Consider the following 23856-nt stretch of genomic DNA (forward strand, 5'->3'; position numbering starts at 1 on the left):
AAAACGAATAAACGGTGGGAGCAGAAGCAACTCCTTCGGCTTATTTCTCGGAGTTAAACACTTCTGTCCCAACCTCTTTTTAATTCTTACTTTACAGGAGCGATTAGTAGAATCCGTACTCATCATGTAAAATAATCTTAAACGAATTACTATTCATGGTCTTAGACGTACACATACCTCTCGCCTCTTTGAATCTGGTGCTTCTTTAAAAGATGTTCAGGAACGTTTAGGGCATGCAGATATTCAAACTACTTCAAATATTTACACTCATGTAACTGAAACTCAAAACAAAAAAGTCATCAATAATTTTGTAGCATTTATGAAGAATAGTCCTCAGAGGGAGTCGAAAGGGGAGTCAAAAAATATTTCGGGCTAAAAATACAACAAAAAAGACACGATATAAATCGTGTCTAATCGTTGATATATAAGGAAGGTACAGGATTTGAACCTGCGCGCCGGTATTAGCCGGTTCGCCGGATTTCGAGTCCGGTGCATTACCACTCTGCCAACCTTCCGTACGTATTATTTTTAAACTTTTCGGAACAAATGTCAAGTCCGTTTTTTTATTTCTATGAATTTTTTCATGTAGGTATAGACAAAAACACAAGAATCATTTTTCCCACTCCCAATGAAGACCATTTTCGGTCAAACAACTGACAAAAGAATGTTTGAATGAGTCTTGTGTAAGATAACGTAAAGTAGTTACTCGTTTTATCTGATTTGTTCAGGATCTTCTAAAGCTAAAATTGAATCGATTGTTCGTTTGATGAATGAGATGATTTGCTCTTCTGTTGGGTGCATGATATTTGAAGACATCAATGATGCGATACCAGTTACGGCAATCCATGTTCCTGTATGGAGTGCATCAATATATTCATCAGATAATTGATTGTATCGTTTGTCTTCTTTCACAATTTCTCGGAAATAATTATAAGAGAAATCATGCATTTTTTGACCATCCCCATGCTCATCGATGTACAAAGCCATGTAAAGACTATGTTGCTTCTTTGCGAAGTAAATGTAATTCAAACCAAGGTCAATGATTTTGTCCCCTGTTCGCTCTACTGGGAAAACCGTTTCTTTAAGATGTTCAAAAATAGAGTCTAACAAAGTATTCTTGAGATCCTCCATGTTTTTGAACTCCAGATAGATCGGCTGAGTAGAGATACCCATTTTTTTCGCAATGTTTCTAGCAGTAAAGCCTTTGAAACCTTCCTTTGCAACGACATCATAAGCAGCTTTCAGAATTTGATCTTTTGTATAGACTTTTCTTCTCATTAAAACTCCCCCACTTCTTACTGCAATATATGTTGTTTTATTGTAACCGATTTTGGATGTTTTTTGCAAACATTTTACTCAAAACGTTATATTTTAAATTTTTTTCTTATTTTTTTTAACAATTACACATAATTATTTAAAAATTGGCAAAATTACTGGTTACCCTTACAAAATTTGATATAAATGTAAATCAGAGTTGACCAAAACTTTTATTTCACGTTATAGTTAAAGAAAAAGAAAAAGAAGGTGTGTAATGGACAACGAAACTAACGTTATTTATATTCATCCTCAGAAAAGAATCATTTCACAAAAGAAGAAGTATTTTTATTTAACGTTTACCGGACTTTTTTTCCTGAGTATCGGTTTGATTTCTGCTGATCCTATCAAAAATATCAAGGGTTTATATACGATCATCACTTCTCCGAGTAATCTTCTGACCGATTATTTAGCTTTAGGTGGTTTTGGAAGCGCATTTATAAATGTTGGTACGTTAACTTTGCTTTCAATTCTATTAGCGTATCGGCATAATGTCAATTTGAATGGTCCAATGTTTGCTTCGATTTTGACCGTTACAGGTTTTTCCTTTTTTGGAAAAAATCTCTATAATTCAATTTCGATTATTTTAGGTGTCTATCTCTATGCTCGCTTTGTCCACAAGCCTTTCTCACAATATATCATGGTAGGTCTATTTGCTAGTGCACTATCGCCTGTTGTTAGTTACATTACATTTGGCATGTCTTTACCGTTATTGACAGGAATGTTGTTAGGCAACCTTGTAGGGATCGCCATTGGTTTTGTACTACCACCATTAGCAGCACAAACCTTGATTTTCCACAGAGGTTTTACTCTCTACAATATTGGGTTTACTTCGGGATTGATTGCAATGACTATTACCAATATTCTACGATTATTTAATTTTTCAATTGAATCACACTCAGTCCTTTCTACAGACTATCATCGTAGCTTGACCATGATCATGCTTATTTTCTTTTCTTTGACTGCAATCTGTGGTTTTTTCTTCAATTCATTTAAACTGACAGGCATGCGGGCAATTTTCCAAACCTCGGGAAAAGTAACAACTGATTTCATTTCAATCTCTGGAATTGGTGCAACGTTGATCAACATGGGGCTTGTAGGTGCGATGCTTTGCGTGTATGTTTTACTGATTGGCGGCAAAGTAAATGGTCCGATCGTTGGAGCAATCTTGTCCGTCGCTGGTTTCAGTGCTTTCGGTAGTCATTTAAAAAACTGTTTTCCTATTTTAGTTGGTATCTATTTGGCCTCTTTATTTGGTACAGTATACAAAGTGAATCAAACAACGATGATCGTAGCGGCAATTTTTGGTACCGGACTTGCACCTATCAGTGGATTTTACGGCAGTATTTACGGTGTACTCGCTGGATTTTTACATATTGCTTTAGTCCACAATGTCAACACTTTGCATGGGGGATTAAGTTTATATAATAGCGGATTCTCAACGGGATTCGTGGCAGGTATTCTTGTACCTATTTTAGACAGCTTTACTGTCGTTAGAAAGGAAAAGAATTTATTTGGAAAAAGAATTATCAAAAAGGATCATTGATGAGTTTCTTACGTATCTGTACTCACATGATATAACAGAAATACGCATTGGACTTGACTACACCGAAGAAGGGCTTTTTGTTGAAATACAGGGAAAAATTGCTGAACAGCCAAATGATCTATCCGAGCTGGCAAAGCTTTTAGACACTCCTCGGGACCCAAGCATGGATATCTACTATCAAGAATTGTTAGGCAGTACTTCTCACGACCGTGAAGACTATCATTTGTTGGGAAGCTTGATCGATGATGTCGAAATCATGTACGATCAACCAATCATAAATATCAAGATTTTCCGGAAGATTTCTTAAGTATTCATAAAAATTGGTGAACAGAACACGTAAAATAGACAGCTAAATCTTGCAAGAGTGTCATTTGCGAGATTTAGCTGTCTTTGAGTCGTTCAGGTTTTCTATCAACATATATTGAAAAAATCTTACCAAGGTTGAGTAGTCGGTCCCACAGTAAATTCACTGACATTTACATCACTTGGTTGATTGATTGCAAAAGCAACTACATTTGCTATACGATCTGGTGAGATCCCATGTTGTTCATACAGTGCGTTCATGCCGCTTGCAGCCGATTCATCTGTAATCGTGTCTAACAATTCTGTGTTGATTGCGGCTGGGTAGATTGTTGCTGTTCGAATATTTGTCCCTTCTTGAGCGGATTCCATTCTTAATACTTCCATCAGGTTGCGGACAGCCCATTTCGTAGCACCGTAGACCCCACTGCCAGGATATGCTTTGATACCGGCAACTGATGACGTAGTGATCACATGCCCAGATTTTTGCTCTATGAACTCTGGCAACACTGCTGCTAATCCATTAAGCACACCTTTTAAGTTGATGTCTACCATTTGATTCCACTCCTCCACTTTCAAAGCAGAAAGTGGTGAACTTGGCATGATCCCTGCATTCAAGAAAATCACATCGACTTTTCCATATACTTCCTTCGCACGTGCAACTAGACGTTCATTCTCTTTTGAGTTCGTCACATCTGTTACTTGGTAGATTGCTTCTCCGCCTTCCGATATGATCGCATCAACGATTGCTTTCAATTTTTCTTCTCTTCTAGCTGCTAAAACTAATTTTGCGCCTTCCTTCGCCAATAAGCGAGCAGTCGCTTCTCCAATACCGCTGGACGCTCCAGTGATAATCACAACTTTGTCTTTGATGTTATTCATCTATATTCCCCCATTTAATAAAAATCATAAGTTATTGTATTGTTCATCTGTCACAGGTTCCATAAACTTGGATGCTCCTGATGTGATGGCAAGATGTTCGAACCAACTGTCTTTCGTTGCACCATGCCAATGTTTGATTCCTTTGTGAGTTACTACAACATCGCCTGGAAGTAGTTTTCTCGCTGCTTCGCCTTCTTCTTGGTACCACCCTTCACCACCAGTCACTAACAAAATTTGATAGCCATCTGTGTGGACATGCCAGTTGTTTCGACAACCTGGTTCAAAGGTCACATTTCCTACAGCAACTGAAACTTCAGGATCATTAACTAACATCTTCAAAAAGCTTTGACCAGTAAATACATCGGCGTATGCTTCATTTTTGTCTCCCACGGGGAAGATTATTCCGTTCTTTACTTCTTCATTTTTTGCCATTATACATTCACTCTTCTTTCTGGGTATGAATTTCATCAACTGGATAGATTTCTTTTGCTATATTGAATGCTGACCATGCTTTTGGCCAACCAACGTAAAATGAAAGGTGTGTGATTACTTCAGAGATTTCTTCTTTTGTAATACCATTTTGTTTACCTATTCTTAAATGAGCAGGTAATTGTTCAAAGTTCCCCGCTGAAATCAATGCAGAAATAGTGATCAAACTTCTTTGATGAGGGGCTAATTCTTCTTCTCTAGACCAGACTTCTCCAAATAAAATGTCATCATTCAATTCAGCGAACTTTGGCGCGAAATCGCCTAATTGATCATGACCTGCTGTTTGTTTTTGTGCCATTATAACCTACCCCTTTTATATTTTATTTCGTTTCTTTACACTCTCATCCTATCGCCAAAACATTCTCTCGTCTAATACCTCGCTCAAACTCTTGATATGCTTACTAAGCATAGTTTTATTAAAAAATACAAATAATAAATTTCTTTAAATACATCTTTGGTTGGATGTATTTTCCTTGTATCTCTTTTATACTAAAGTCAAACTTACAAAACTGTTTGACTTTTGTCATTTAAAATAGTGGCGCAAAGGCTTACTTTTAAAGTAAAGTAGTAGTATAAAGAAAAGTATCGGAGGAGTTGATAGACGATGAATGTTGCAGTATCACGAAAATTGATTAATTTTATCTCGATCGTTGGATTGGGAATTTCGATTGCTTTAACCATTTACTTCATCAATTTAGGTGTATTCAAAGATTTGGATTCTTTAAGAGGTTTAGTCGGAGATTCAATCATTTTAGGCCCGATCATTTTCATCTTGATCCAGATTTTGCAAGTTGTCATTCCTATCATTCCTGGTGGGATCAGCACTGCTGCTGGTGTGTTGATCTTTGGCCCATATGCCGGTTTTATTTATAACTACGTAGGAATCTGTATTGGCTCCATTATCATTTTCCTCTTAGGAAGACGCTATGGAAAACCATTCATTCTTTCAATGATCAGTGATAAAACATACAATAAATATATTGGCTGGCTGGATAACCAAAACCGATTTGAAAAATTGTTTGCTTTAGCTATCTTCTTACCGGTCGCTCCAGACGACGCGCTATGCTTGATGGCTGGGTTAACCAATATCTCAGTTAAAAAGTTTACATGGATCATCCTTTTAGCAAAACCGCTATCAATTTTCTTATATAGTATGGCTTTGATTTACGGTGGTCATTTCTTGACTGGTTTATTTGGATAAATCGATAGTGAATGTGCGAGTATCACGTAAACAACATTACGTGGTACTCTCATTTTTTTTGAATATACGCTATAATATTGGCGAGTAGGTGATTGAATGTTAACGTATTTGAAAAGAAGTTTAGGAAATGCTTGGGACTTTCTTAAAGGGACTCAGGCCTATTTTCGTGATGTTCTGATTATGCACGGATTTATTTTATTTATTTGTTTGCCCTTATTAGGGAGCACCACACGTTTCATTTTACGTCGTGGGGCGATTGATTATCTGTCTAGTGACAACATAACTATCATTATTTCGCAGCATCCAGGAGTGTTACTTTCTTTGATTGCTGTTCTATTGACGATACTATTGCTAGTATATTTTGAATTTACTTTTTTACTGATGAGCGTTTATTTCATCAAAAAACAGGTTCCTGTTTCATTGAAGCAATTATTGGAACTAACTTTTTTTCAATTGAAAAAGATCCGTCCACTGACTTTTCTATTTTTTCTCGCTTATTTTTTACTGATTTTACCCATCAGCGGGTTGAGTTTTAATTCCGATCTACTTTCTAAAGTAAAGATACCTGCTTTTATTATGGACTTTATTTTTGCTAATCGTTGGATCGTAGTTAGTACCTTTATTATTTTCTATTTGCTTTTGGCATATATAGGCATCCGCTTGATTTTTGCCCTTCCCGAAATGATTTTACGAGATCGCCCGTTCAAACAAGCGGTAAAAGAAAGTTGGTTGCTCACAAAAGCAAGATTTTTTGCGATATTGGGGCAGTTCGTTGTTATTGGAGGCAGTATTTTACTTTTATCGACTGCGGGTTATCTACTGATTATCACTTTGCAGATAATCGTAGAAGAATTTCTACCTGATTATTCCTTGATAAGTGCTGTTTTTGCAATGTCTGTTCTTCAAGGCGTATTGCTGTTCAATATCGTGATGTCAACTGTTGGGATCTTCTACATCATTGTTGATTTCATGGACGATGAAGGATTTCTACCTGATATCCCTAAATGGTTCACGCCTCAACCGTCAAATGAGAAATATTCGGCAGTAAAAAACACTGGGATTATTCTGTTTGCTGTATTTTTCGGTATCGGTGTTTGCCTATATAATATGGATTATCTTACCTCTGCCGCGCAAACTCGACCAATAACGGTTTCTCACCGTGGGGTCAGTGGGAATAATAGTGCGCAAAATACTCTGGCAGCTTTGGAAAAGACGAGCGCCGCATATCATCCGGACTATGTCGAAATGGACGTTCAAGAAACAAAAGATGGACAATTCGTGGTGATGCACGATTTCAATCTACGGCAATTGACTGGCGTGGATAAAGCACCGCAAGATCTAACATTGAAAGAGCTCGAAAAATTAACGGTTAAGGAAAACGGTGTGGAAGAACCGGTTGTCTCATTCGATGATTATCTAAAAAAAGCCGATGAACTGAACCAGAAACTTCTCATCGAGATCAAAAATTCAAAAAAAGATTCGAAAGATATCATTACTCGTTTTGTTACAAAATACGAAAAAAATATCTTAGAAAAAAAACATATTTTACAAAGTTTAACTTATCAAACTGTTTCTGATTTGAAAAAAGCCAATCCAAATTTTTATGTAGGATATATTTTACCTTTCAATATTGTTGGTCCTCCAGTCACACCTGCTGATTTCCTTACGATGGAATATAGTACAATCAATCGAAATTTTATTGATTCTGCCCACCAAGATGGAAAAAAAGTATATGTATGGACAATCAATGATTCAGATGCGATTAGCCGAATGATGTTTTATGGCGTTGATGGTATCATTACAGATAGAATGGACCTGTTGAATGAAAATGTTAAGATAACCGATGAAGAAATCACTTACTCTGACAAATTATTGAACTTTGTCTTGGGTGTAGGATAAAAAAGAATGTAGAACAAAACTAGAAATCAGGTTTGCCACAGGCTCTCAAATAAACAGCATCCAAAAATCAGGTTTTTCGGAAATTCCGAAAAAAAAAGAGCAATACAAAAATCGTATTGCTCTTTTTTGGCTCTATACTTTTTGATGTTGGTGAACTTCGCCAACATCTTTTTTGTATAAAAAAATATAGAAAAGACACCCTGAAATCCTTTAGAATTAATTTGGCTACCAATTCATAGGAGGATTCAAGATGTCTCATACTCAGCTTATCAAAGATACCCTAAATATTCTAGACCTAAATATCTATTTCGAGGAAAATTGTTTAACTAAAGAAAAATATAAAGGGCAAATTTGCTTGATTTACAAAGGAACTCTTCTGTACAAGCCAGAAGAGTGTCCCCATTGTCTTTGTGTCGTCCCCTCTAGGATCATTCGTTGGGGGACGACAACCGTTCGGTTGTTACTGAATGATGTGTCTGAGTATCGCACTTATCTGGAGTTGAAGAAACAACGATTTAAATGTAAGTCTTGCCAAAGAACATTCGTAGCGGATACCTCTGTTGCTGAAAAACACTGTTTCATTACTCAAAAAGTTCGTTGGTCTGTTATTGCTCGCTTAAAAGAGAATACTTCCATGACGGAAATCGCTCGTCAGAAAAATATTTCCACTTCTTCGGTCTATCGTGTCATGAAGCGATTCTACCGCCCATTGAATCCTTTCAAACAGACTTTGCCAAAGGTCTTATGCTTTGATGAATTCAAATCGGTTCGAAGTGTTGCCAGTGCAATGAGTTTTATCATGATGGACGGACAAAGCCATGCATTATTGGATATTGTCGAAAATCGACGCTTGCCTTATTTAGAACGCTATTTTTCTCGGTTTTCATTAGCGACTCGTGAAGCCGTTCAATTGATTGTTATTGATATGTATGCGCCTTATGTTTCGTTGGTGAAAAAGCTTTTCCCGAATGCTCAGTTGATCATCGACCGTTTCCACATCGTCCAACATATTGGCAGAACTTTCTTGAATCACCGAGTGAAAGAAACCACTGTACGACTTAAAGGATCTTCTCAGTCTCAACGAGGACTAGGGAAAAAAATGAAACGTTATTGGAAACTCCTACAAAAAGAAGAAGCAAAGTTAAACTATGAAAAACGGGTTTGGCGTGCCAGTTTTAAAGATTATTTGACTGAAAGTGAGATTGTCGATCGACTGTTAGCTGCTTGTCCCAACTTACGCCAAGGCTATCAGTTATACCAAGACATTCTTTATGCGGTAAAGAAAAGAGATCAGTCACTATTTGAGGATTGTTTAACTAGAGACATTAGCGGTCTGCCTGAAACCTATACAACCACTTTACGAACGTTTAAAAATTTTCTGCCACAGATCCAAAATGCGCTTCACTACAGCTATTCAAACGGACCATTAGAATGTTTAAACAACCACATCAAAGTATTAAAACGCAATGCGTACGGCTTTCGCAACTTTTACAATTTCAAACTACGGATCATGATTCGTCATGGCAAAACATTTTTAACCAAATAAACAGAACAGAAAGAGGGTTTCTTCTTTCTGTTCTGTCCAAATTATTCTAAGATTTCTCTTTACCAACATCATTTGACAAAGAGCCTCTTTTTTTCTACAATTTCTCAAACCTAAACGACTTTTATCTCGACCACTTTTTTAAATAAACGATAAAAGAAGCTTCTTCTAAAAATCATCCCTAATTTAAGAATTGATTTTTGCGATTCTTCTTTTATTTCTTAAAGCAAACTATTTCTCACATAATCACTTTTTAAACTTCTTTTGATCCTTTTACTGCTCGGACAATCGCTAATATTGCAGGTATAGCAGAAATAACCGCTAAAATAATCCCTAATTTACTTGAACTTTTTCTTTTTTGCATGGTTTTTCGCTCCCTTCTCTCTTAGTTTCATTATAGTGAAGTTTACAAAATTACTCAAAAAAATTGTTTATGATACTAATTCCGTTTTACTTGCTGAATACATATCACAAAACTTAACTAGTAACCTATACTTTCTGTCATAAATGACTGAACGATCTCTTTGATCATAACGCTCAACATAAATAACAGCTGTATTCGTATATGTACATTCAACGTACCCGATAACTTCGTAATTTGTCCCAACTGGTTTGCATATGTATGACTTACCTACTTCTATTTCACTCATCAGATTATCACCTTTCAGTTATTCTTTTCTTAGATTTATAATAACAAAAAACAAACAATTTGAAAACGTTTTATTTTATTTTTTATTAAGAACATCTGATTTTATATAGAGAGACGTAATACGAAACATAACTCACTCAACTAGTGATTTTTTACAAAGTGACGTTATTGTTTGATGCTGTAAGCTGCTTGTTCGTGTTATTTACTTGCTAGTCTTATAGAATAAGAATAAGGAGGGATTTTCTATGATTTATATCCAGGCCGCTATTTTTATCATTTTAATCATCTGTTTACTAATTGGGTTAACGGAAAACTGATACTCACAGTCTTAAATAGCAATTAATTGCTAAAAAAAATAAGAGGTGCTAAACTTGTAATAGATAGGAAAGTTTAACAGAAAATTACACTATCTATTTACATTAAAATTAAAAAGGAGGAAAGTATATGACATTTACAAAAACGAACATGAAATATCGTGTTGCATTTGATACAACAACGAACCAATTTATGGCTATCGATGCTTCTAATGAAAAAAATGTTGCCTTTGGCGTAACAATTGAACAAGCTGTCCGAGCATTGAACGAATCTAAATAAGGAGTGACTCATTTCTAATGGTAGAAGCCAACTCGGAATCTAATAAACAATAAAAGACGTTTGCCTGAATTTCATGCAAACGTCTTTTATTGTTTATTTTTTTACATTCTTTGCTTTTTTCCACTGTACCCTACTCATCCCTAGCAATATCAAAACGATCGCAGTCTGCATGATAGGCACTCCAGCACCTGTATAGACACTTAAAAAGTACTCTTTTTGTTCTGGCGAATAAGAGCAGAACCATGAAACTCCAAATAAAAACAGGAATTGCGTCAGAACTAACCCTAAAAAAATCACCAAAATTGAACAATAAAGTTTTTTATCCTTTTTCGCATGGAAAACTCCAATCGCTAAAAACAGGCTGCTTACTAGAGAAAAGATAAGAATCACACCACTGGTCTTCTGATAAAGTGTAATGAAGCTTGTAGCTATTTTTGCTGGTCTCGATAGAACCAAGACCGGTGTATGCGGGTCTTCACTATTGATCCAATTATTTAATAGAGGGACTCGCAATAATTTTTGTGCTTGCTCTACTTCATCATGGGTACCAAAGCTATAATTTCCGCCTTGATGGAAGTCTTTGTAAAAAAGATTGTAGGTATATGCTGTTTTAAAAAAGTCGAGCAGTACAGGAACATCACTTGCTATCTTTCCATCTCCAGTTCCCATTAAATAGAACTCTTTCTTTTTCTTCAATTTTCCCGTCTCATATGCTTTTGCTAATTCCTCGTTCACTTTTTTCCAAAAATCATTTGTTTGTTTCGCATTATTATGATAATACCCAGATTCACTGATCACGTCTCTTAATGCCCAAAAAATGATATCTCCTTTTAATTCCTTCACTTTTCCTGCTTCCGTCCAAGCATGTGTAGTATACAATTCATTGATTCGATCAGCTTCTTTTGAAAAAGTTGGCGAAGCCGCCACTGCTTTATTTAGTGCTTCATGTGATACCCAAATCCGACTATTTTTTTCATTTATATCTGTTCCATCATCTAAACGGATCAGATTTTTCATTACTTGCGCAAATTCGCCACTGGAACGGTCGTTTAGTGTATTTAACCCATATACTTCCTCATTCTTATGTCCTAAGAATTGAGACGTTAACATGAAAGTCACTGCAGGAAGTACAAATAAACACAGCTTTCCTACTTTTTGTTTATTAATTTCCAACTGGGCTGCCATCAATTTTTTCTCTTTTTTTATTTTAAAATCTGGTCCTATAATTATTTGGATAAAACTAATCAATAATGCCATTACAACAAATGGAAGCAACCAAATGGAGTCCTCACGTATAAACCAGTAAAAAGGAAAAATAATGGCTAGTATAGTAATCCACGGTAAAATACTTTTGATGGAGCGATATTTTCTAAAATAGATAGCTAATAAGCAAGCCACTATCACTGTCACTGATGGGATAACAATTGCATTTCGATAGATTCGAGTAGAATATTCAGTTGTAAAACTAATCGGTGAAAACAAGAAATAGAGATAGATAATAAGTAAGTACCCTCGATTTTTAGCAATAGGTCGTAAACTTAATGCCATCAAGAAACTCGCAAGAATATTGAAACTTCCAAATAGTATCGAGTATGGAAGATGCAGCTTATTTGCTAAAGCTAGAAACAAACTGTAAGAAATCCCTTTTGAGAGAGTTTTCGAATCATAATCTCCTAACCAATTCCCTTTTAACAAATTTTGTGCATGATGAATAAACAGCTGATCGTCATACGCCGCTGTCATATCGATACTGTATGTTGCTTTATAGTATAAGTAAAGACGAAACAATGTAAGTATAATGGCAGTTCCTAGAATAAAATAAATTGCTTTGCCTTTGCAATAAGTAAGTGCTGCTTGCATTTTCTTCATTGATCAAATCCTTTCCTTCGGTTTAACTCACCTTTTGTTCTCCTATTGAGAAAATCATTTTTTACCTGATTCAACATCGTCACCCCTTGATTTGTTCTCGAAATAATTATATCAAAATAAACTGACAACAACGCAACTTTATGGAAATTTATGTACTTGTTCGCTAAATGAATCTCTGTGATACAGTCCATTAAACCAATCATTTCGTGTGTGATAGGCTATTATTCTTTGAATTTCTTTAAAAGGACAAGTCATTACCTCCCCCCTTTCGGTTAGTCTATTTTTAATAATCAGTTACCTACTATCTACAAATAAAATATTGATCAATCAATAATCTGAATTTAAAGTACTGAATCCATAATACTTATTAAATCAATAAGCCAAAAATAAATAACAAACGTGTTTTATCAATGATCTATTATACTTTTACTATAAAAAATCTCTATACTAAATAAAAATTACTTATTAAATCTAATTAACTAAAGAAAAAAATCTTTAATTTCCTACAAAAAAAACGTTCTCATTTTTTTAATATGAAAAAATAAACATAAAATTATTTGCTGTTTTTTTACAAAATTAATGATAAAATTACAAATATAATAATTAAATTATTGAAGATAAAATTACAATTTCGAATATGAATTTTGTGATATTTTCACAGTATATTTACATTTTTCTATTCTTAAATAGTTATTTCATTCGATAATAATTTAAGTGTGTGGCTTGGTGGGGAAAGTCAAATACACTTATTATTTAGGTCTATTGCATTCTACCTTAAAATGAAAGCGAAATATTTTTTTTAAGGAGGAACTAATGGGTAATTTTTTTGTGTTAATTGGGTTTATTGGTTTTTGTTGGGGAATAGGTGGATTGATTAAATCTTTTCATAAAAAGAAAACGAGAAAAAGACCACTACTAATTCTTGGAGCTGCATTCATAGTAATGGCGATTGGCTTTGCTAATGTTCAACCTTCAAACAACGCATCTAGCTCTGAAGTAAAAATACAGTCCGAAAAAAAGGTTGAAACAAAAAAAGAAAAGCAAGGAAATAAACGCAAAACTCAAGAAGAAAAACAAAAGCAAGAAGATGAACAAAAAGATCAAGAGGAAAAGCAAAAACAAGAAGATGAGCGTAAAGCTCAAGAGGAAAAACAAAAGCAAGAAGATGAGCGTAAAGCTCAAGAGGAAAAACAAAAGCAAGAAGATGAGCGCAAAGCTCAAGAGGAAAAGCAAAAACAAGAAGAAATCAATCAAAGAACAGTAGATGCTACGAATAAATTAGCACAAGCTGAGGCTAGCCCAACTAATGAAAATTATCAAGCTGCTTTGACTGCCATTCAGGCTATTCCGAATGGAAATCAAGACTTGTCTAATCGTTTAGTAGTTGTTGATTCAACTATCAAAGCAAACGAGGCAGCTGAACAGCAGAGACAACAGCAAGCGGCGGCTCAAGCACAGCAACAAGCTGCTGCAGAAGCACAACAGCAAGCAGCACAACAAGCGGCCCAACAAGCACAGCAACAAAATAACGAACAAGTTGTTTATATCGCTCCTGATCATGGGACTAAATATCATCTTAACCCAAATTGCTCAGGTTTGAACAACGCTAATTCTGTAGTTCCTATGCCGCTAAGTGAGGCACTTGCCAAAGGCTATACTTTATGCAAAAGAGGCTAGTTAAAAATTTTCAAGATAACACCCAATTATTCTTTATAAAAACTGCAAATAGGCTAGCTAACTGCTAGCCTATTTTTTATATTTAAATGTCTTCTTGTATTTAAATTGTCTTCTTTAATCATGAATTTGGCTCTGATCTTCTGATAATCTGAAGATTTTTTTACCCACGTTGCTAAACATATAGTTCTTCTACCTCATGTTATAGACTTTTAGAAGAACTAAAAGTCTTGTTGGAATATACGTAGCAACACTGATACACATGCCTCTTCTCTTGTAAACGAAAAAGTAATTAAACAAGCCATCTCCTTGAAGAATCAAGCGGAAGCAGTAGCAAAGCACTCATTGATTTCCATACAAAAAAGACAGTCATTAAAAGACTGTCTTTTTGCTTGTAGTACCATTTGTAGTACTAAATATAAAATGATACAAACATGTTTCTATCACTGATTTTTTAAATCTAGCGACAAACCCTTATCTTACAGGCGTTCGTTCAATTCTTTGGCAAGGTCTTCAAAGCCTGGTTTGCCTAGAAGTGCGAACATGTTTTTCTTATGAGAACCGCCCTTTTCATTTGTTCCAAAGGCATATAAATGTTGATGCATCAATGTTTATACTTATTTTTCTATTTACATAAATTTCTTCGTTTTTGGTAAATGGGTACTAGTTTGGGTACCGGTAGCTATCCTATTTTTATCCTTTACAAAAAGAACGTTAGTTCGTATACTTTCGTTGAGGTGAAAAACATGACAATCGAGCTAGAGGAACATCTGCTTTGGTTTAAATACGATCCATCAGAAAAATTTGTCAAAGATTTATATAAAGTCTGGGATACTGAAGTAATCTTTTTAGCAATTGAAACTAGCCTGCTAGTTAATCTCTATTACTCTAATAAGAACTACTTTAAAATTCCTGCTGCGAAAACTAGAATGAAGAAAGATGTATATTTTTTGTTTGATATCGTGACTGACGTGCCAGACGCACGGAGCGATCATCGGCGTTATGACTATATAAAGTATACTTTCGTTGATCCAGAAAGGTATAAAGATTAAAGTAGGCTACCTAAAAAGGTAGCCCAGAACGGATTTTATCACCATACTTATAAAAGGAAATATTTTTAAGTTAGTATTAAGATTGTGTAATATGATAATATCTATATTTTATAGTATCAGTGCTATAAAATCAAAAATAAGTCACTAATTAACTACCACTCCAATTGTAAGCCTTTTTTCTCGCTTTTTTTCAAAAATATGGTATGCTTTTTAATGGCTTCAAATATAAAAGAGTTTAAAGCGTAACACACTTATGGGGAAGTGGTTTTTGGGGAACGCTTTAAACTCTTCTTTATTATTATCTCACAATTTAACCCAAATGTCTTTCTATTTAAAAATCAAAGTAAAACTTTTCAAATATACAGAAGTATAACTATGTGAAACATCCTTTCATTAATCCATAAAAGAATACATAAAAAAGCCACTCATTTGAGTGGCAATGAAGAAAAGCTTTAGCTTGTATAATACTCTTCAAAAAATTCTAACACAGAACGATTCAAATGGCTACATTAATGTACCCTTTAGGACTCGAACCTACGACCGGACGGTTATGAGCCGTTTGCTCTGACCAACTGAGCTAAGGGTACGGAAAGCCATCACAACTACTGCAAAACAAAAAGAATGGACATAGACTAGATAATAATGGGTTTCATTCTTTTGTTGTGATGGCATATTTATTATTACACATTTAATAGCAAAAAACTAGATTGTACTTATTCTTTGTAAAATATATTATTTATGCTACTATTTCCAAGTCATAAAAAGAAAAAAGCTTCAGATACTTATCTTTTTGGGGAAAGACTCTAGGGTGAGGGAGTATCTGAAGCTTTTTTCTATGTTCATTATCTCACATGGTTATTTTTTAGTCTATTATTTGATTAGATTTTTTCAGAAAAAATGAAAAAACCCTCAGCCAAGGATGATTGGTTGAGGTTTTTGTTTTGCAAATTTAAATCTTTTTAAATTTACTATACGCTTGTTTAACGTTGTAATAGATACTTGCAATAATTAGTTTTACTATTTTAACTTCATAATCATTACAACTAATCCACTGTTTGTTTCATAATTTTCAATAACCTCAAAACCAAAGTCTCTATAGAAATCAATTAACCTCGGAACATTTTCACATTCAATCCATACATATCTAGCATTAATAATTTTTTTTGCCTGTAAAACCGTATCATAAGCTATCGTCAATATCTGGGTTCCATTTATAGCCTCTATTTTTTGAGCTTCTTCAGAATAATTTTTACCAACTTGCCCTATCAAATAACTATTAACTATGTAACCACCAGTTTCAGTTTTTGAACCATTCTGACACAATCTTCTTTGTTGGGACTTACTGAGATTGTTATAATTTTTTTTGCTCATAATTAAAGATTTGTTAGCTAAAGAAAAATAACCAACTAATATAGATTTATCTTTATATGAGCTAAATAAAAGATGCGTAGTTGCTAAAGCAGCTTTCTCGAATTCTATTGCTTTTTGATGCAAAAAATATTCCACATCATTAACTTGACCAGTTATAGGATGTGGAATAGATTTAAATGTCTTTAGTATGTTATTTACACTTTCTAAATCCGGAGCAACCTCTAATAAATCACTTAAACTGATAATCTGTATTCCCATCTAACTATTACTTCCAAAAAAAATATTTTTTATTTTTTCTTTGTCATCGATTACTTTTAAATTAGTTACCAACTGTTTTCTAGGTGATTTATCATTAGATAATGCATTAATTAAAGAGTTAGCGTTCTTTTTTGTAAACCTATACTCCTCAGTAAAACTTTTAGTAGCCATAACAATCGCCTCCGTTTATGTACCTACGCAAAAAGTATATAGGAAAAAACACGTCAAAATAATGTACTTGTACAAAACAATCATACACCACTTTACGCTTTAACTTTCCTTTGCTGTAAGTTCAATATACCATCATTGGTTTAATTGTACAAGAGAGATGACTAAAAAATCAGCTAATTTTGTTAGCAATTTTGTTAGTATATCTGATAATAAATCAATAATGAAAGTGCATGTATATAAAGAACAAAACGTATTTTTACTATCTAAATTTGTATACAGCTTTGCTAACAAATTAGCTAACAATATTAGCAACTATATTGAAAACTATATGTACTGCCCCTCAACGAGGGGCTATTTTTATAGTGTCAAATAAATATCAGAGATACGCACATCATTTACTGCACCTTCACCGTTTGACTGATTGCATCGACGTAAAAGGATATCGATCTTCTTACCTTTTAACCAATCAGTATCGAACGTCACATCGAATCCTAAAGCATCGCCACCCTGATAGCCGTATGCCTTCTTCACATCTGGCCGAGCGATTCCTTTAGACTGGTAGCGAGTTAATTCTTTGTTTGTTCCATGCTCCATAATCAAAATGAAGGCATATTTGCCGATCGGCCCTTGTGGTTTATCTGGAACTAACCAAGCAGCCACGCGAGCTTTGCCTTTTGAAAACACGTTGAATACATCTAATTTTCCCCAAGCATTACCCTGATGTTTTGGCTTGCTTGCTACAACTGCTGCATCATGCGTATTGTTACTTGGTTTTGATGGTGTTGGCGTAGTATTGCTGGAATTAGATGAGCCATCAGTCTTCAAATTTGGATTGTTATAGTATCGTGCAATCTGACTAATAAAGTAATCTTGCATTTGAGTGGTGATTACTGCAGGAACGGCTAGCGTGGAATCATACCCACAGTGCTCCATCAGCGAACGCTTAGGGCATTCAGTTGCTGAAAATTGATGATGGCATTTCACGGTGTCCCTATTAACTGGTAATCCATAAAATCGAAGATCTTCTGCTGCTTGCCAAAATGCGTTCTGTTCTGCTTGAAGGAAGACTGCTTTCGGCGTTTCCCGATTGCCTCGTACTTCATATCCGATATAACTGTTATTGCCATCAGAATTAGCAACATGCCAGGCACGATTGAATGTGTCTTCGGTACGAATGATCGTATTTTCATCACAATAGTAATGAGCAAATCCTGCTTCTAGCTGTTTATCTGTCAATCCTGCTAAACGATTCATTTCTTGTTCTGCAGTCGTGTTGGTCCAGGTATTATGAATGACTACACCTTTAACATTACCAACACGTTTTCCTGCGACACCACGACATACTGAATTATTAATAATATTGACCATTATTTTTTTCCTCCCAGAGTATTATTTTTATCTTTCCCTTGTTCTTCAGATGAATCTTTTAATTTGCTGAATCGATCTTTCACAAAATCTGGAACTGGGATACCAAGTTGCCCAAGATTTTCTATGACTGAAATTCCATATACGGCAATGTACGAAAGCACGAATGCTGTTGCGACTCCTTCGAAATTCATGATTTTTAGATACGGATAAGCAATCAAAACAAGTGCTACAACTAACAGATGTTTCACTACTCCCATCAGACCTTTGGTGCTATTCGCTTGTTTTCCAGCTAAACCCTTGCAGATTCCTGTCGCAATATCTGCAATCACTAACCAAACCAAAATTTGAATATAGATATTACTTACTAAATTTTTAAACTCCGATAACAAGACTAAATTATCAATTATCACCATGTTTCCACCCTTCACTTTCTATTTTTTGACATACAAAAAGCGCACTCGTTCGAGTACGCTTCGTCTATTCTGCTAATTCTGGTAAGTCCATATCAACAAGCACATCTTTTACTTGCTGCTCAATTATGCTTGGTACATCTTCAATTGTCTTTTTCCCTTTAATAATCAAAGTTGCATAAACCACTACCATTGTCTTAACCTCCTTTCTTAATAAATAAAAAGCAATCTTATCCCTCATTTGATTGAGACAAGATTGCCTGAACTTCTTCTTTGTGCCTCTCGGGAACATCGTCAATCGTTTTCAGCCCCTTGATAATTAAATCTGCATAGATAGGACCCATTATTTTGCTTCACCTCCGATCACCGTTTCGTAAACCTCTGTCAAAGCCAATTGAGTATCAGTTAATTGTGTGCTATAGCTATTCGTTCGCTGCTCTAACACTGAATTTTGTTTTTCTAAAACAGTGAAAAGAGCATCGAGATTGTCTAATTTTTCTTGGTTTAATCCATTAATAATTTCTTTCCATCTGTTTTCTGATGGAATAAAGAACTGATCTTCTAACTTGATTTCTTTGATCGAATGGTCCTCTAACTCAATCTCTTTTAACGGTGGTACATCAGTAAATGGTACTTGAATAGGAAAATCATCTGATACCTCTAATTCTTTTCCGCCAGTCCGACCATACTGCCATATTTTTTTCAATTTTATTCCTCCCCTACCCAGTAATTGCCATTAAATGTAAACCATTCATTGATAGCAAAATCATTATTTGTCCTGATTGTTCCTGTGTCTTTTTGTATATAAAGTGCTTTTGCAATATTATTGGATCCTGTCGAGCCAATAAGCATTCCGTGAACAATTTTTGCACTAAATTCATCTGGTAAAATATCATCAAGCGTTGTTCCAAATGGATATGCTTTTTTTAGCTTTACTGTTCCGTTCGCTATAACAGTTTTTCCGTGTTTAATAAATGTTGCATAACCGTCGCTAAAAGATTTACTATTTGATGGATCTAATGTATACACAGCATGATCATTTTCACTAACTACTTGATCACCGTCTATTTGAATCCCATCTTCAAAGTTTTTAAGTCCTAAAACCGTTTCTGGTTCAGTCAGACTGACCGTATTGTTCAAGCTTTTTTCAGCATATTCTGGTGTAATATCCCAGCTGTAATCATTTGGGTCATCGCTGTCTTTCAAGCCTTCGCCGAAGTATTTATATTGTTCAATATTCGGTGTTCGTGTTCCGCCTTTTTCGATTTTTAACCAGTCAATTTGGCATGCACCCAGTGTCGTATTTGGCGCTTGATAAATAGACAGTAGTTTTGGTGATGTGGCGGAAACTTTTGTAGGAATAAAATTACACGACCACACATCTGTTAACCCCTCGACTGGCGCAAAATATCCTAGAGGCGTATCACCATCATTGTATGCCCTGAACTGTTGAGTTGAGGGTTTAGTGGCTTTTATCGTGAGAGTATACGTTTGACCTACCTTAAATTCTTCTAACATATTTACACCATACAAACGATACCCGCTTGTTTTTATTGGAAATTGCACACTAGGGTCTGCAATATTTTCACCCAACGGCACTTTACTCAAATAGTATGGAGCATCGAGAAAATCTGATAAAGACGATCCTTTTCCACCAAAATCAATGCTATTAGAGTACATCCTTTTCAGCTGACCGAGGTCGCCGATTTGCTGATTGGTTTGATCAATACGATCATTTGCCTTATCAATATTAGTATTGAGAGTTGTGACATCTTGATTGGCTTTCGTGATTTTGTCGTTTGTATCTTTTAATTTCGTATCAATTTGTGTTTCGGATTTCGCGACCTTTTCGTCAATTTCTGCCTTTGCATCAGAAATTATTTTTTCAACTTTATCAATTGTCTGACTGAACCCATTGAAATAATAATCTTCTAGTTCTGGTGTACTATCATCAATTGGACTCCGTTTGATAGAAAAAGTAAAACGACCAGCTGTATCCAACGAGCGGTCGTTTGGGAAATCAATATATACGCTACCTTCTACGGTGCCTACGTATCCCAGTATATTATCCTCTAACACAATAGAAACAATTCCATTCACAGGATCTTCTACCGTAGCTAGATAGTCATGTTTACCATAACCACCTTCTGCCGTTGCAGATTTAAACATCAGACGAATAGGAACCGTAGTTCCTTCTGGTAGGCTCTGAGGAATCCCATTTTTTCTTACTAACTTCATTCGAAGCTTGGCTGTTCCACGATCATGCGACCAAAAGACAACATCTGTCCTGTTTGGACGGATTGCTTCTGCTTGAATCACAATAATCGATTCATTAATTTTGTATACCATTAAGACAACACCGTGCCTTTCGTGATAACTAGTCCATAACCAGAAATTTTGGTTGGTGTAGTCGCAAAAGAAGTTGATACAGTTCCTCGTACAGTGCCATTCTCGCACAAAATTCCTACGTCGTTTCCTGAACCAAACGCACTGACAAAAATTTCACCCATCAATACAGCGTAAATTGCCACTTTCTGGTTAATCAACGTCGTGTCTCCGTACATGTTAATCTTTGATGTTCCGCCGACATAAACTGCATTATATCTTGCAAGTGTTTTTGTATTCTCTGCGAATTTACATCTATTGATTGCCATGTAGCCGCTTTGCTCATTTCTGATTCCATAGTCTGCTCCGTTTGCTGTATCCACAATTTGCATTCCAGCAACTTGACAATAACCTTTACACGCGGTGAAGCAGATGGACCGAACTTTGACAGGTAAATCTGTTTTTGAGGGATCAACAGCATTGAAATTATCTATGGGACGAATCAAAAAGGATGTAAAATTTAGATTCTGAATCATCACATCTTCTAAGTAAACTCCGCTATCAATCCAAACCGTGATAGATCCTGTGGTAATCAGAGGAATATTATTCACTGCTGTTTGGATGGTAAGGAATGGCTTTTCTTCTGATCCGTCACCAGAAATATCGCTACCGTTTTTTGAAACGTACATATTTATTGGCTCACTATACCCACCAATAATCTGTTGAACAGACTTGTTCAATTGTTGAACTTGCTCTTTTTGACTATCCATGTTTGTATTCAGTTCGCTAATTTGTTCGTCCGACAGATTTTCATGTTCTAATAGTCTGCCATGCAGTGTATCAAATATTTCTCCCTTATTATTAACTCGTGCATCAACCACTTCGTTCGGCGATTCTCCGCCTGAATGCATTACTAAATTATCAATTCGACTGTTCGTTGATTTGTCTTGATCAGACAGTTTCTTTTCGAGATTGTTTAGGTAGTCAATATTTTTATTAAACTTTTCTTTCCACTCTTTAGAAATGCGATTACTGAATAGTTTTAATAATCCCATCAGATCACTCCTTTCTGCGCCATTTCAGCTAATATTGACGTCATCGTTTTCTTAGTATTACTCAATATGATCTCAGGTGGCTTATTTGGTATCGCTGGATACGTCTTAATTCCAACAACTTGAATGTACGTATTGATATTCAAAGGCTCATAAATAAATGGAACATGATTGCCTTTGCTTGGACTTATCTTCCATTTCAGCGTTACGGATCCTGAGATACTTGGATAATCCTGCAAGTCTGCCTTTAGTCGCTCTAGCATATTTCCTGATACGATATATCGTTCATCACTGACTGGATCTTGTATCCTAATTCCCCATTTTTCTGATTCTGGACTCGTATAAGTGATAGGTGTAAAGACGTAATCACTGTCTTTGGGATTCTCAGTGTTAGCGCCCTCTTTCAGTTTTCCATAACCCTTTATTTGAGTTTTCAAGCTGTACGTATCAATATCAAAGGAAACTTCGTCTGTATTGTATTTGTAGCGAATTTGCTCTTCCGTTTTCTGACCATATTCGCTTGCGTGATAAAAAGTTAGATGTTTATTATTTGGTATCACAACAGCATTGTAATCAGACAAAATCTCATTGATTAGCTTCAAATAATTGGCATTCCCGAAATTTTCTTGTTCAACGGTGAGGAACTTTTTATTTGGATCAATGACTTCCCACGTGAAACCTCGGCTACCCGCACTAAATACATGCGTGAGTAACTGGCTGATGGATCTTGTACCAGTCACTTTGTTGTATTGATAGCCATCTTGAACCGTGTAATAGATATGTGTCGCAACTACTTGTTTCGTCAACAGTCGTCCGACCGCTTTGCGAGTCATTTCTTTAATCACGAATTCCTGTCCGTTATAAAAAACAGAAGACTCGTATTCCACCAAATCAAACACTTCTTGATTTGTCCAATTATTGGTAACTGTAAACCCGATTTCCCATGTCTCGTTTTGTTGCCAGTTCTCATAAAAAGCGTCCTTATCGTAACCGACAAGGATTTCTTCTTTAGTTTGTTCATAATTTCGAATAATTAAATCGATCACTCAATCACCTACTTGTACAAGAAGCGGAAATCCCAAGAAGATTTCACTCGAGTAATATTTTGAATCTCAATTTCATTGATACCCTCAACTAAATTGATCAGCCCATGATTGGTATCGATCCCACAGCTTACTCCATTTAGCTTTGGGATCACACCATCTAAAACTAAGGTCTGGCCAAGATTCGTAGAGAGTGAGGGATAGTAAATAAATCGATCACCAGTTGTTTTATTAAAGATGGTTACATTACCTTCTGATTCTCCTTCTAATGTGATTCGTAGATAATGCTCTCGTGGATCAATTTCAAAACTTCCAGCATTGTAAATGATAAAATTACTCGTTTGGTGCGTATACTTATAATCTTCCGCAACTAGCCCTTGCGAGAATTGCCATTCATCATCTAAACTAAAATCTGAAAGTGTCGTCGCAATTGATTCAGCACAACCTCGAAGTGCTTGCAAATGCACTATGTATCTTATATAAAGTGCGCCTTTTCTCTCATCTTCGATTGATTCATAAGCAACCTGATATTTTTTACCAGGTTCTTTGCTGTAAATCAAATAAAATTCGGGTTCTCTAGTAAAGAGTTCCCGAATTTCAGTTTTTTGTAAAGTTAGATCAAACATAGATTGCTCAGCGCTTCTACTATCAAACGATAGTGTGATGGGGAATGCATCAAACGCACTATTTGAAAGTCGTTTTCCATTCGTTCCAGAAAATTCTACATATTCATTTTTAGCAACTGGCATTCCTATGTCGATATCAATCAATCGTATATGCGGATTTTCAGTAAGTTCAATAGTCTCGTTGGAAAATTCAAGATATACAATAGTTTTTTCTTTCATC

At 35.4% G+C, this 23856-nt stretch carries 27 protein-coding genes and 2 tRNA genes; 9 read left to right on the plus strand and 20 right to left on the minus strand.

Annotation, left to right across the window (positions count from 1 at the left end; genetic code table 11):
- The first annotated feature begins 151 nt into the window (after positions 1-151).
- Positions 152-376, plus strand: a complete 225-nt coding sequence (locus CJZ72_RS13640) for a tyrosine-type recombinase/integrase (RefSeq protein ID WP_227326413.1) — start codon at positions 152-154, stop codon at positions 374-376.
- A gap of 51 nt (positions 377-427) precedes the next feature.
- On the opposite strand, the gene CJZ72_RS13645 is transcribed toward CJZ72_RS13640, so the two are convergent.
- Positions 428-515 (minus strand) — tRNA-Ser (locus CJZ72_RS13645).
- Positions 516-711: 196 nt separating this feature from the next.
- Positions 712-1278 carry a TetR/AcrR family transcriptional regulator gene (locus CJZ72_RS13650; RefSeq protein WP_005879467.1) on the minus strand — a complete coding sequence of 189 codons (567 nt, stop codon included), beginning with the start codon at positions 1276-1278 and terminating at the stop codon, positions 712-714.
- A 253-nt stretch (positions 1279-1531) separates the two neighbouring features.
- Between CJZ72_RS13650 and CJZ72_RS13655 the strand changes: the two genes are divergently transcribed.
- Together CJZ72_RS13655 and CJZ72_RS13660 are read left to right on the plus strand one after the other, a co-directional pair.
- Positions 1532-2860: a DUF1576 domain-containing protein gene (locus CJZ72_RS13655; protein WP_095443965.1), complete on the plus strand. Its 1329-nt coding sequence runs from the start codon at positions 1532-1534 to the stop codon at positions 2858-2860.
- A complete protein-coding gene (locus CJZ72_RS13660; protein ID WP_081134958.1) occupies positions 2829-3167 on the plus strand; it encodes a hypothetical protein in 339 nt (112 codons plus the stop codon). The genes CJZ72_RS13655 and CJZ72_RS13660 overlap by 32 nt, the downstream gene beginning before the upstream one ends.
- Positions 3168-3292: 125 nt before the next feature.
- Here CJZ72_RS13660 and CJZ72_RS13665 read toward each other — a convergent pair whose 3' ends face one another.
- From CJZ72_RS13665 to CJZ72_RS13675, 3 genes are read right to left on the minus strand one after another with little or no spacing between them, the layout of a single operon-like run.
- Positions 3293-4042: an SDR family oxidoreductase gene (locus tag CJZ72_RS13665; RefSeq protein ID WP_081134956.1), complete on the minus strand. Its 750-nt coding sequence runs from the start codon at positions 4040-4042 to the stop codon at positions 3293-3295.
- A 24-nt stretch (positions 4043-4066) separates the two neighbouring features.
- Positions 4067-4477, minus strand: a complete 411-nt coding sequence (locus CJZ72_RS13670; RefSeq protein ID WP_025481317.1) for a cupin domain-containing protein — start codon at positions 4475-4477, stop codon at positions 4067-4069.
- A 4-nt stretch (positions 4478-4481) separates the two neighbouring features.
- Positions 4482-4829, minus strand: a complete 348-nt coding sequence (locus tag CJZ72_RS13675; protein WP_081134954.1) for a carboxymuconolactone decarboxylase family protein — start codon at positions 4827-4829, stop codon at positions 4482-4484.
- 306 nt (positions 4830-5135) lie between these two features.
- On the opposite strand from CJZ72_RS13675, the gene CJZ72_RS13680 reads away from it, so the two are divergent.
- From CJZ72_RS13680 to CJZ72_RS13690, 3 genes are all read left to right on the plus strand, one after another.
- Positions 5136-5732: a TVP38/TMEM64 family protein gene (locus CJZ72_RS13680; protein WP_005879455.1), complete on the plus strand. Its 597-nt coding sequence runs from the start codon at positions 5136-5138 to the stop codon at positions 5730-5732.
- A 96-nt stretch (positions 5733-5828) separates the two neighbouring features.
- Positions 5829-7631, plus strand: coding sequence for a glycerophosphoryl diester phosphodiesterase membrane domain-containing protein (locus CJZ72_RS13685; protein ID WP_081134952.1), 1803 nt, complete (start codon positions 5829-5831; stop codon positions 7629-7631).
- A gap of 250 nt (positions 7632-7881) precedes the next feature.
- Positions 7882-9177, plus strand: coding sequence for an ISL3 family transposase (locus CJZ72_RS13690; RefSeq protein WP_095443582.1), 1296 nt, complete (start codon positions 7882-7884; stop codon positions 9175-9177).
- Positions 9178-9605: 428 nt separating this feature from the next.
- Here CJZ72_RS13690 and CJZ72_RS15165 read toward each other — a convergent pair whose 3' ends face one another.
- Entirely contained in the window at positions 9606-9824 is a 219-nt protein-coding gene (locus CJZ72_RS15165) for a hypothetical protein (protein WP_095443966.1), read from the minus strand.
- A gap of 443 nt (positions 9825-10267) precedes the next feature.
- Here CJZ72_RS15165 and CJZ72_RS14575 point away from each other — a divergent pair, with 443 nt between their 5' ends.
- On the plus strand, positions 10268-10417 hold the full coding sequence (locus CJZ72_RS14575) for a hypothetical protein (RefSeq protein WP_005879449.1): 150 nt from the start codon (positions 10268-10270) through the stop codon (positions 10415-10417).
- A 93-nt stretch (positions 10418-10510) separates the two neighbouring features.
- On the opposite strand, the gene CJZ72_RS13705 is transcribed toward CJZ72_RS14575, so the two are convergent.
- Positions 10511-12286: a glucosyltransferase gene (locus CJZ72_RS13705; RefSeq protein ID WP_081134948.1), complete on the minus strand. Its 1776-nt coding sequence runs from the start codon at positions 12284-12286 to the stop codon at positions 10511-10513.
- Between the two features lie 813 nt (positions 12287-13099).
- Here CJZ72_RS13705 and CJZ72_RS13710 point away from each other — a divergent pair.
- A complete protein-coding gene (locus tag CJZ72_RS13710) occupies positions 13100-13963 on the plus strand; it encodes a hypothetical protein (protein WP_081135738.1) in 864 nt (287 codons plus the stop codon).
- Positions 13964-14439: 476 nt separating this feature from the next.
- Here the strand turns inward: CJZ72_RS13710 and CJZ72_RS14965 are convergent, their stop codons facing one another.
- Complete coding sequence (locus CJZ72_RS14965; protein ID WP_265585990.1) at positions 14440-14565, minus strand: hypothetical protein; 126 nt, start codon at positions 14563-14565, stop codon at positions 14440-14442.
- Positions 14566-14706: 141 nt separating this feature from the next.
- Between CJZ72_RS14965 and CJZ72_RS13720 the strand changes: the two genes are divergently transcribed.
- Positions 14707-15012: a DUF5960 family protein gene (locus tag CJZ72_RS13720; protein WP_095443967.1), complete on the plus strand. Its 306-nt coding sequence runs from the start codon at positions 14707-14709 to the stop codon at positions 15010-15012.
- Between the two features lie 513 nt (positions 15013-15525).
- Here CJZ72_RS13720 and CJZ72_RS13725 read toward each other — a convergent pair.
- The 12 genes from CJZ72_RS13725 to CJZ72_RS13765 all read right to left on the minus strand — a co-directional run bounded on the left by CJZ72_RS13725 (position 15526) and on the right by CJZ72_RS13765 (position 23855).
- Positions 15526-15599: transfer RNA gene (locus CJZ72_RS13725), tRNA-Ile, on the minus strand.
- A 430-nt stretch (positions 15600-16029) separates the two neighbouring features.
- Positions 16030-16641, minus strand: coding sequence for a hypothetical protein (locus tag CJZ72_RS13730; protein ID WP_002337239.1), 612 nt, complete (start codon positions 16639-16641; stop codon positions 16030-16032).
- Positions 16642-16812 (minus strand): hypothetical protein, encoded by a 171-nt coding sequence (locus CJZ72_RS14580; protein WP_002337240.1) that lies wholly within the window; start codon positions 16810-16812, stop codon positions 16642-16644.
- 357 nt (positions 16813-17169) lie between these two features.
- Positions 17170-18180, minus strand: a complete 1011-nt coding sequence (locus CJZ72_RS13735; RefSeq protein ID WP_095443968.1) for a peptidoglycan recognition protein family protein — start codon at positions 18178-18180, stop codon at positions 17170-17172.
- Positions 18180-18593, minus strand: coding sequence for a phage holin family protein (locus tag CJZ72_RS13740; RefSeq protein ID WP_095443969.1), 414 nt, complete (start codon positions 18591-18593; stop codon positions 18180-18182). Before CJZ72_RS13740 ends, CJZ72_RS13735 begins: the two co-directional genes overlap by 1 nt.
- A 64-nt stretch (positions 18594-18657) precedes the next feature.
- The gene (locus CJZ72_RS14970; RefSeq protein WP_265586003.1) at positions 18658-18783 is read right to left on the minus strand and encodes a CD1375 family protein; all 126 of its coding nucleotides are present in this window, start codon (positions 18781-18783) and stop codon (positions 18658-18660) included.
- A 37-nt stretch (positions 18784-18820) separates the two neighbouring features.
- On the minus strand, positions 18821-18934 hold the full coding sequence (locus CJZ72_RS14975) for a CD1375 family protein (RefSeq protein WP_258547485.1): 114 nt from the start codon (positions 18932-18934) through the stop codon (positions 18821-18823).
- On the minus strand, positions 18934-19296 hold the full coding sequence (locus CJZ72_RS13745; protein WP_095443970.1) for a type I restriction-modification system subunit M N-terminal domain-containing protein: 363 nt from the start codon (positions 19294-19296) through the stop codon (positions 18934-18936). The genes CJZ72_RS14975 and CJZ72_RS13745 overlap by 1 nt, the downstream gene beginning before the upstream one ends.
- Before the next feature lie 2 nt (positions 19297-19298).
- Entirely contained in the window at positions 19299-20939 is a 1641-nt protein-coding gene (locus CJZ72_RS13750; protein ID WP_095443971.1) for a BppU family phage baseplate upper protein, read from the minus strand.
- Positions 20939-21970: a hypothetical protein gene (locus CJZ72_RS13755; protein ID WP_095443972.1), complete on the minus strand. Its 1032-nt coding sequence runs from the start codon at positions 21968-21970 to the stop codon at positions 20939-20941. Before CJZ72_RS13755 ends, CJZ72_RS13750 begins: the two co-directional genes overlap by 1 nt.
- Positions 21970-23013, minus strand: coding sequence for a phage tail protein (locus tag CJZ72_RS13760; protein WP_095443973.1), 1044 nt, complete (start codon positions 23011-23013; stop codon positions 21970-21972). Before CJZ72_RS13760 ends, CJZ72_RS13755 begins: the two co-directional genes overlap by 1 nt.
- Before the next feature lie 8 nt (positions 23014-23021).
- On the minus strand, positions 23022-23855 hold the full coding sequence (locus CJZ72_RS13765) for a phage tail domain-containing protein (protein ID WP_095443974.1): 834 nt from the start codon (positions 23853-23855) through the stop codon (positions 23022-23024).
- Between the last annotated feature and the right edge of the window lies 1 nt (position 23856).

This window comes from Enterococcus durans (assembly GCF_002277935.1).
Classification (GTDB): Bacteria; Bacillota; Bacilli; order Lactobacillales; family Enterococcaceae; genus Enterococcus_B; species Enterococcus_B durans.